Below are 7,625 nucleotides of genomic sequence, written 5' to 3' on the forward strand. Positions count from 1 at the left end.
GGCTACTCCCGGCCCAGGTCGCGGTGGCGGGTGCTGGCCGTCACGCGCGGCAGCTGGCCCAGCCGTTTGGCCAGCTCGACGGCGACGGCGACGGAGCGGTGCTTGCCGCCGGTGCAGCCGACGGCGATGGTGGCGTAGTGCTTGTTTTCGCGCCGGTAGCCCTCGAGGACGGGCTCGAGGGCGTGCACGTACCGGTCCACGAACTCGGCGGCACCGCTGTCCTTGAGCACGAAGTCGCTGACGACCGCGTCGAGGCCCGTGAACGGGCGCAGCTGCGGGATCCAGTGCGGGTTGGGGATGAAGCGGACGTCGGCGACGAAGTTGGCATCCACGGGGACCCCGTACTTGAACCCGAAGCTCATGACGGTGAGGTTCAGGATCACGGGGCCGGACTCGGAGAACAGCTCGGTGACGGCGGAGGCCAGTTCGTGCACGTTCAAATCCGAGGTGTCCAGCACCATCTCCGCGTGCTGCTGCACGTCGGTCATGATGACGCGCTCGGCGGCGATGCCGTCCAGGATGCGCCCGTCGCCCTGCAGCGGGTGCGGCCGGCGGCCCTGCTCGAACCGGCGCACGAGCGTGTCGTCGCTGGCGTCCAGGAACAGCACCCGGTACGTGACGCCCGCGGCGGAGAGCGCGTTCAGGGACTCACGGACGTCGGCGAACAGCGCCTTGCTGCGCACGTCGACGACGACTGCCAGCTTCGGCAGCGCGGTCGGGCTCCGGGAGACGAGGTCGGCCAGGGTGCCGAGCAGTTGTGGTGGCAGGTTTTCGACGACGTACCAGCCGTGGTCCTCCAGCGCGTTGGCGGCGGTGCTGCGCCCGGCCCCGGACATGCCGGTGACGACGAGGAGCTCGGACTCCACCGGCTTGACGGTGGTCAACTCCGCCGCGTCCGCCGTCGGTGTGCGTTCGGGCTCGGTCATTGCAGCATCCTGTTCTTTGACATGTGGCGTTGAAAAATGTGGGAGTGAGGCGTGGTGCGGGCCCCCGCCGCCGGATGCCCGGCGGTCCTTCAAGCCTAGTGGACGCGGGGCCCCGGGCGTGGGCCCACGGCGGCAAGGGCCCCGCCGCGGACGAAGCGAGGCCGGGGAGGACGGCGGGCGCTAGCGGGGTTCGTCCTCGAGCACTTCCCCGGTGGTCATGTTGACGGCCGGGGCGGTGCTGCCGGCGGCCTCGTGCAGGACCCTGTGGATGGCCCCGGCCAGCACCGGGCCGACACCCTTGACGTCCGCCAGTTCCCCGACCGTTGCCGCCCGGGCCTTTTTCAGGGAGCCGAAATGCCGCAGCACCTCGCCCCGCTTGGCCGGGCCCAGGCCGGGGACGGTGTCGAGCACGGATGCGGTCATGGCCTTGGCCCGCTTCGCCCGGTGGAAGGTGATGGCGAAGCGGTGCGCCTCGTCACGGATGCGCTGGAGCAGGTACAGTCCCTCCGAGGCGCGCGGCAGGATGACCGGGAAGTCGCTGCCAGGCACCCAGACCTCCTCAAGGCGCTTGGCCAGCCCGACCACGGCGACGTCATCGATGCCCAGTTCGGTCAGGGCGCGGGCGGCCGCCGCGACCTGGGGCGGTCCGCCGTCGACCACGACCAGGTTCGGCGGGTAGGCGAACTTGCCGCGGTGGCCCTCTCCCGCCTCGGCGTCGACCTCCCCGGAGGCCCCGCTGGCGGTCTCACCGGCGGCGCGTGCCTCCCGCTCGGCCAGGTAGTGGCGGAAGCGGCGGGTGATGACATCGTGCATGGAGGCGGTGTCGTCGATGGCCGCGTCCCCGGTGATGGCGAATTTGCGGTACTCGCTCTTCTTCGCCAGTCCGTCCTCGACGACGACCATGGATGCCACGACGTTGGTGCCCTGGACGTGGGAGATGTCGTAGCACTCGATGCGCAGCAGCGGCATGGGCAGCTCGAGCGCCTCCTGGAGTTCCGCCAGCGCCAGCGACCGCGACGTGATGTCACCGGCACGCCGCGACTTGTGCAGGGCCATGGCCTGGCGCGCGTTCGCCTGGACCGTCTCCATCAGCTTGGCCTTCTCGCCGCGCTGTGGGATGCGGATGTCCACCTTGGCGCCGCGCAGCCCGCCCAGCCAAACGGCCAGCTGTTCGTGGTTGGTGGGCAGTTCGGGGACCAGGACTTGGCGTGGGATGTTCTCGTGCTGCGCCTCCTCGGCCCCGTAGACCTGCTGGAGCAGGTGCTCGACCAGCTCCGGTCCCGAGGAGTCCTCGACCTTCTCGACGACCCAGCCGCGTTGGCCGCGGATGCGCCCGCCCCGGACGTGGAACACCTGGACGGCCGCCTCGAGGTCGTCCTGTTCGACGGCGAAGATGTCCGCGTTGGTGTCCTCCGAGAGCACCACGGCGTTGCGTTCGAACACCTTGCGCAGCGCGGCGATGTCGTCGCGCAGCCGGGCGGCCCGCTCGTAGTCGAGTTCCGCGACGGCCTCGGCCATGGACTTCTCCAGCTTCCCGATGAACCGTTTCGCCTCGCCGCCCATGAAGTCGCAGAACTCCTGGGCCAGGGCGCGGTGGTCCTCTTCGCTGATGCGCCCGACGCATGGCGCGGAGCACTTGTCGATGTAGCCGAGCAGGCATGGCCGGCCGCTGCGCTGCGCCCTTTTGAGGACGCCCGGGCTGCAGGTGCGCACCGGGAACACGCGCAGCAGCGTGTCCATGGTTTCGCGGATGGCGCCGGCCGTGTACGGGCCGAAATACTTGGTGCCCTTGCGCCGTTCGCCGCGCATGACCTGCACGCGCGGGATGGCCTCGCTCATGGTGACGGCCAGGTACGGGTACGTCTTGTCGTCACGGAATGCCAGGTTGTAGCGGGGCGCGAACTCCTTGATCCACGTGTACTCGAGCACCAGCGCCTCGAGCTCGCTGCCCACGACCGTCCATTGGACACCGGCCGCGTGGTGCACCATGGCGTACGTCTTGGGCAGCAGCGTCGCCGGGTTCGCGAAGTATGAGTTGAGCCGGGAGCGCAGGTTCTTCGCCTTGCCCACGTAGATGATGCGCCCGTGCTCGTCACGGAACCGGTAGACGCCCGGATCGGTGGGGATTTCACCGGGCCGCGGCCGGTAGCTTGTTGGATCTGCCACGGTTCCATTCTGTCATTGAGTGGGCGTGCATTGAGTGGGCGGGGGCCCAGACTCAACCACCGGCCCGGCGGCTACTCGGTGGCGGGGCTCTGGTTGTAGCGGTTCGCCCGCTGCTGGCCGGAGAGCAGGGCGATGGCGTCCATGATGGTGTCGGTGACGGCGCGCCGGGCCGGGAGGGCGTGGTCCGGCCCGGTCTTGTCGAAGTACAGCGGCGTGCCGAAGCGCATGGTGAACGTCCTGGGCCGGATCCGGTTGGAGCCGGCTGGCTGCAGTTCCTCGGTGCCGATGAGGCCGACGGGCAGCACGGGCGCACCGGTGGTCAGGGCCAGCCAGCCGACGCCGGTGCGGCCGCGGTAGAGCAGCCCGTCCCGGGAGCGGGTGCCCTCGGGGTAGATGCCGACGCCCTCGCCGCGGCCCAGGATGTCCAGCAGCGTCTTCAGCGCCGCGACGCTGGCGGCCTGCTCGCCGCGCTCCACCGGGATGGAGTTCACGGCCGTGAAGAACGTTTTCATGGCCCGGCCCTTGAGGCCCTTGGTGGTGAAGTATTCGGCCTTGGCAAAGAAGGACACCGGCCGGGGGGTGAGTGCCTGCACGATCACCGAGTCGAGGAACGACAAGTGGTTGGGCGCAACGATGAACGGCCCGCTCGCGGGTACGTTCTCCAGCCCTTCGAGTGTTGGCCGGCAAAAAGCACTGATGGTGGCGCGCGTCAGGAAGCGCGTGGTGTCATAGATCGCCATGGCCAAGGACCTGTGCCAGCTCGGTGGTGGAATGGACGACGACGGCCGCACCTTCCGCGGCCAGCTCGCCGTCGGGCGCGAATCCCCAGGCGACACCGATGCAGTCCAGCCCGTTGGCGTGGGCGCCGCGCACGTCCTGGTCCCTATCCCCGACCATGACGGCACTCGAGGGGCTGTTGTCGTCGGCGGGACGCGCGAGGTCCTGCAATCCGGCCAGGGCGGCGGCGATGATGGTGGCCTTGCCACTGCGGTAGCCCGGGTCGCCGGGCATGAGCGTTTCATCGGGGTGGGAGCCACGGATGACGTCGAATGCGGTATCGAGGCCGTGGCGTGCCAGGACGGTGCGGGCGAGCGGCTCCGGCTTCTGCGTGGCGACGGCCAGGCGGACGCCGGCCGCCCGCAGCCTGGCCAGGAGGCCGGCGATGCCGGGATAGGGACGCGACAGGCCGATGCCCGTGTGGTGGTACCAGGTGCGATAGACGTCGATGAGTTCCGGCACCTGGTCCGGGGTCGCCTCCGTGTGGGCGAGCAGCGCGTCGGCCAGTTTCGGTCCGATCATGGCGGCGAGTTCCTCGTCCGGGGGCACTGGAAGATTCATCACGCGCAAGGCATGTTCAATGCCTCCGGTGATGCCGCCGGCCGGGTCGATGAGCGTGCCGTCAAGGTCGAAGAGCACTGCGGAGGCAAGAGTCACCAGCCCAGTTTCTCACGTCGCGCGGCCAATCCCCTCAAGCATTCCGTGGACGGAATGAATGGGTCGGCGACTGCCCGGCGGCCCGTGCCGACGCGGGAGCCGGGGCGCATACTGGAACTGTTCGACCTGCGGAGCAAGGAGTCGTTGCCATGGCCACGGTTGATTTGCGGGCGGTCCAGGAACCGCTCAAGCGGCGGTACCGCGAGGATGCCCATGCGGCGTTCGTGACGCTGCACGCCGACGGCGAGCTGGGCATGGATGTGAGCTGCTCGGTGGCGACGGGACAGGCCCTGGTAAAGGCCGGTTTGCACCCGGCAACCGGTGGCGATGGGCTGACCGCCTGTTCCGGGGACATGTTGCTGCAAGCGCTCGTCGCCTGCGCCGGGGTGACGCTGGGCGCCGTCGCCTCGTCCCTCGGTGTCGACGTCACGGGCACGGTGCACGCGGAGGGTGACCTCGATTTTCGCGGCACGCTGGCGGTGGACAGGCAAGCACCGGTGGGGTTCAGCGGCATCAGGCTGCGCTTCGACCTCGTCTCCGACGCGGACGACGGGCAGCTGGCCACCCTGGTTCGCCTGACCGAGCGCTACTGCGTCGTGTTCCAGACATTGGCCGTTCCCCCGGTCCTGTCGGTGTCGAGTTCGCGGCACGGATAGGCGCGCTGCCGCAGCCCCCGGGTGGCAAAGGCACATCCGGGCCCCGCTGGAGGATGACTGAGGTCGTCGCGGCCCGGGCGCGTGAATGGCCCGTCAGTCTCGGAGGTTGAGCCGGGTGGTGAGGTGTTACCCGTCACGTTGTTTGACGATGGCGGCGTCACTCGTATTGACGATGGGATTGGCGGGTTTGGTTGTCATGGTGACGTGGTGGTCGGCATCGGTGCCGGGCATGTGGCTGCGGTCATGAGCGTCGTCGTCATGGTGACGTTTGTTTCTGGGCATGGCAGGGCACGGTCTGGTCTCTTTTTCAGGTGCGCAGCGGCGGGCTCAGGAGGTTACCTCGCGTGAAGTGCCCGATCACGGTCCAGGGTGGCAGCTCGGGGTCTATCCGGCGGCAGTAGGCCAGGGCCGCGCCGGCCAAGGTATTCAAGCCATGGCCGAGTAGGGTCGGCCAGGGTTTGGGGCGGACCAGGATGTCGGGGTTGAGGCGGAAAGCGTGCTGCACGGCCTGCTCGTATAGCCACTGGGTGTGGGTTTCCGGTACGCGTCGGAGCCAGCGGCGCACCGTCGAGAGGGGCCGGCCCAGCAGGGTGGCGATCGTACGGTGCCCGCTGCCGGCGGCCTTGGCCGCCAGTGCGGTCCCGATGACGTCGAGGGCGTCGGCCCGGCGCAAGGACAACGCGGCTGGCAGCAGGACATGGGTGCGGCCACAGCCGGGGCAGCGGGCGCGCCGCGGCCGCACGGTCAACCGTGCGTCGCCCAAGCCGCGCACGGTGCGGGTGCGGGCGTGCCCGTGGGGGCGCAGCCGGCCCGAACAGCCCGGGCAGGGTATTTCCCCTGCCCGTAAGGCCGCCTCGTCCCGCTGGGGGCTGTTCACGATCATCATCGTGCCTGCTCCTGCTCGTCTGCCAAACACTCATGTCGATGACTCTTGTCTACCATGGCCGCCGGCGGGAAGGGGCCACTTCGTGTGGAACCGGCAGCGGCCTGGAACGGACAAGCCGCCGGACGCCGGCTCAACCAACAAAACCAGCTTGACGACACCGTCTCGGAGAACGCAGCGCGCCGGTCGGAACGGCGGGTGTCGTCGTCACGATGACGCCGCCAACGAACCCTGAACCATGGCATCGCTGTCGTCGCCCACAATGACCAATGCATGGCCATACAAAGCGACGCTCAACAGGTGAGGAGGTGTTCGAGGGGGCTGAAGCGTGGGGGCGTGCGGGTGTGGTGGGTGTTGCTGGTTCTCGCATTGGCGCCGGTGCGGTTGGTTGTCCGGCCGGGTCGGGTGTGCGTCGCGTGTGTGGCGCCGCCGCCGATGCGCCCTGCGGTGTTGCCCGGGGCGGTCTTGCTCTGGCCGGCGTTCACCAACGCGCTGTTTCCCAGTGCGGTGGTGCCCAGCGGGACGGTGATGACGGGGCCGGACCGGCGGGCGGGCAGTGCCCGTTTCTCTCTTCCACCGTTGCTGTTTTGCGCAACCNTGGGTATGGCCGGCAAACCGCCGCCATGTCGCATCCGCCTTGCCTTCAGCAGCTTTTTCAGCAGCCGGCGCAGCTGTCGCGGGTACTGTGGCGGCGCGGTCTCCGGCGGTTCGGGCGGGTGGTAATGGCCCGAGGGCGCGGTCCAGCCGGGCCGGCCGGTCGCGGTCATCGCCGGTGTCCAGCCGCGCCGNCAGTGGGGTCCCGTCCGCGTCGACGATGACGCCGGGACCGGTTCCGGGACAGGTGCCGGCGGGCGGGTGGCGGCCGTGCTTGTCCCTGCCATCCGCATAGTGCTTGAGGGTGTGGTGGCGTGGACACAGCCACTCGAGGTTGGCGTCGACGGAGGCGCCGCCGGCCTCCCAGGCCAGGAGATGGTCCAGGTCGGTGTCGGCGACGACCGTGGNNNTGCAGCCCGGGAACGCGCAGGTGGGNTTGCCGCAGGCGCAAACGCAGCCGCATCCGCCCGCTGACCCGGTACCGGTCCGGGGTCAGTGCCAGCGCCGCCCCGGTGACCGGGTCGGTGAGCACGCGCAGGAAACTCGACGCCCCGGCCAGCAGCCGCCGGGCGACGTCCACCGAGAGCGGCCCGTAGCCTTCCAGCTCGGCCGGTTCGCCCGTCAATCCCAGCAACGCCAGGACCGGGACGGTGACGAGTACCTGCGCCCGCGGCGACGGCCCCTCGGGCCCCTGCCCGGCCAGGATACTCACCGGTCGCCCCTCACCGGCCCCCTCACCCGACCCCTCGGCGCCCGCGCCGCCGTCGGCACGCGCGCCGACTCCGCCACCGGCCNGGGGGTGCCGGTGTGGCCGTGCAGGAGCAGCGTGACGGCCGCGTCGACGCGCAGCTGGGCCAGGGTGCGCGGCTCGCCCGGACCCTGGGCGGCCCGGGCCAGGGCGGTGGCCCGGTTCCAGATGCCCTGGGCCCGCTCGGCCGGCACGTACAACCCCAGCCAGGACATCCC

Annotated in this window: 7 protein-coding genes; 1 reads left to right on the forward strand and 6 read right to left on the reverse strand. The window is 70.0% G+C overall.

The genetic code is table 11. The features are described from left to right. Positions 1–2: 2 nt before the first annotated feature. The 4 genes from rapZ to EJC77_RS09905 form a co-directional block, all read right to left on the reverse strand. Positions 3–926 (reverse strand): RNase adapter RapZ, encoded by a 924-nt coding sequence (rapZ, locus tag EJC77_RS09890; RefSeq protein WP_125612126.1) that lies wholly within the window; start codon positions 924–926, stop codon positions 3–5. A 180-nt stretch (positions 927–1,106) separates the two neighbouring features. Beyond that, on the reverse strand, positions 1,107–3,092 hold the full coding sequence (gene uvrC / locus EJC77_RS09895; protein ID WP_125612128.1) for an excinuclease ABC subunit UvrC: 1,986 nt from the start codon (positions 3,090–3,092) through the stop codon (positions 1,107–1,109). Between the two features lie 71 nt (positions 3,093–3,163). Next, complete coding sequence (locus EJC77_RS09900; protein ID WP_125612130.1) at positions 3,164–3,832, reverse strand: lysophospholipid acyltransferase family protein; 669 nt, start codon at positions 3,830–3,832, stop codon at positions 3,164–3,166. Continuing rightward, complete coding sequence (locus tag EJC77_RS09905) at positions 3,819–4,526, reverse strand: HAD hydrolase-like protein (RefSeq protein WP_240630062.1); 708 nt, start codon at positions 4,524–4,526, stop codon at positions 3,819–3,821. The genes EJC77_RS09900 and EJC77_RS09905 overlap by 14 nt, the downstream gene beginning before the upstream one ends. 149 nt (positions 4,527–4,675) lie before the next feature. On the opposite strand from EJC77_RS09905, the gene EJC77_RS09910 reads away from it, so the two are divergent. Beyond that, entirely contained in the window at positions 4,676–5,182 is a 507-nt protein-coding gene (locus EJC77_RS09910; RefSeq protein WP_125612132.1) for an OsmC family protein, read from the forward strand. 126 nt (positions 5,183–5,308) lie between these two features. Here the strand turns inward: EJC77_RS09910 and EJC77_RS20685 are convergent, their stop codons facing one another. Further along, entirely contained in the window at positions 5,309–5,464 is a 156-nt protein-coding gene (locus tag EJC77_RS20685; protein ID WP_205787069.1) for a hypothetical protein, read from the reverse strand. Positions 5,465–5,489: 25 nt separating this feature from the next. Then, positions 5,490–6,059 carry a DUF6431 domain-containing protein gene (locus EJC77_RS09915; protein WP_125612134.1) on the reverse strand — a complete coding sequence of 190 codons (570 nt, stop codon included), beginning with the start codon at positions 6,057–6,059 and terminating at the stop codon, positions 5,490–5,492. Positions 6,060–7,625 lie beyond the last annotated feature (1,566 nt).

The organism is Specibacter cremeus (assembly GCF_003946885.1).
GTDB lineage: Bacteria > Actinomycetota > Actinomycetes > Actinomycetales > Micrococcaceae > Specibacter > Specibacter cremeus.